This is a genomic window from Kribbella hippodromi (genome assembly GCF_039531045.1).
GTDB lineage: Bacteria > Actinomycetota > Actinomycetes > Propionibacteriales > Kribbellaceae > Kribbella > Kribbella hippodromi.
The window spans coordinates 1-1,035 of the sequence record NZ_BAAAPH010000061.1 but is presented as its reverse complement, the minus strand read 5'-3'; the positions used below and the strand labels follow the sequence as shown (position 1 = coordinate 1,035).

Genomic DNA, 1,035 nt, shown 5'->3' with positions numbered 1-1,035 from the left:
TGAACTGGTCCCCGAAAGTTGGACTGGCTGGGTAGGGAGCCTATGCCGTGAGGGTCTGGGTCCGGTATTGCACCGGGCTCAGGCCCTTGAGTGTTGTTGAGGTGCGGTGGTTGTTGTACCAGTTGATGTAGTCGGCGAGTGCGGTGGTGAACGCGTCGGCGCTGGTGAAGGTGGTGTGGTGGAAGAGTTCTTCCTTGAGGTGTCCGAAGAAGTTCTCGATGATGGCGTTGTCGTAGCAGTTGGCTTTGCGGGACATCGACTGGGTCGCGCCGGCGGCGGTGAGCAGGGCTTGCCAGGAGTTGTGCTGATATTGGAAGCCCTGGTCGGAGTGGACCAGCAGGCCGTGGCCGGGGCGCTGGGTGGTGAGTGCTTGTTGCAGGCTGGAGTTGGTGAGTTGCAGGTTAGGTGAGTCGCTGACGGAGTAGGCGACGATCTGGCGGTCGAACAAATCCATGACCGGTGACAGGTAGAGCTTGCGCCCGGCGATGCCGAACTCGGTCACATCGGTGACCCACTTGCGGTTCGGAGCAGTCGCGGTGAAGTTGCGGGCCAGCAGGTTCTGGGCGGTCTTGCCGACCTGGCCTTTGAACGAGTTGTAGCGGCGGCGGCGCCGGACCAGACAGACCAGCCCGAGGCGCCGCATCAGCGCCAGGACGGTCTTCTTCGCGACCCGCCACCCGGCGGTCACCAGATCGCGGTGGACGCGACGATGCCCGTAACGGGCCTTGTTCTTCTCGAACACCTCACGGATGGCGGTCTTCAGAGCCGCGCGTGGCTCTGGCGAAGCGAGGCGGGCCTGGTGGTAGAAGAACGTCGACCGGGCCAGGCCGGCGACCTCCAGCAGTACCTCGAGACGGTGGTCAGCCTTGAGAGCGATGACGGCCTGCGCCTTCAGCGTCGCTGCTGGGCTCTCAAGGCACGCAATTTTCCCAGGTAGGCGTTTTCGGCCCGCAACCGCTCGTTCTCGCGACGCAACCGCTCCAGCTCACTCACCTCACCCACCCGGCCACCATCACCATCACGATCACCATCACC

1 protein-coding gene is annotated in these 1,035 nt (G+C 63.7%); it reads right to left on the bottom strand.

The features are described from left to right. Positions 1-40 precede the first annotated feature (40 nt). A complete protein-coding gene (locus tag ABD260_RS37475) occupies positions 41-895 on the bottom strand; it encodes an IS3 family transposase (protein WP_344241742.1) in 855 nt (284 codons plus the stop codon). Positions 896-1,035: the final 140 nt, after the last annotated feature.